Below are 319 nucleotides of genomic sequence, written 5' to 3' on the forward strand. Positions count from 1 at the left end.
GCGCATCGTCGTTGAAGGTGATGGTCAGCGTGCCCGGTGCCGTCGAGCCGTCCGCATCGGTGATCACATAGCCAAGATTGACCGTCGCGTTGTTCTCGTCGTTCGGGCCCTGTGCCTGCAGCACGTTGTCGAGCAGCGTGACGGTATAGGCGCCGGTCGCCGGATCCGTCACATGGACGGTGAACAGGGCGGTGCCGATGCGCACCAGGGTGGCGCCCTCGGCGATGGCGTCGGCGTAGTCGCTGCTAATGCCCATCGACCGCGTGTCGACCTGCGCGTGCTGGGCGGCCAGTGAGTGGAAAAGTGTGCGCATGCGCAC

The 319-nt window shown here is 65.8% G+C and carries 1 pseudogene; it reads right to left on the reverse strand.

What is annotated here, in order from left to right:
* Positions 1 to 319, reverse strand: a pseudogene (locus EN804_RS37815) (hypothetical protein); the annotation flags it as partial.

It is taken from the genome of Mesorhizobium sp. M8A.F.Ca.ET.161.01.1.1, from assembly GCF_004792105.1.
Lineage (GTDB): Bacteria > Pseudomonadota > Alphaproteobacteria > Rhizobiales > Rhizobiaceae > Mesorhizobium.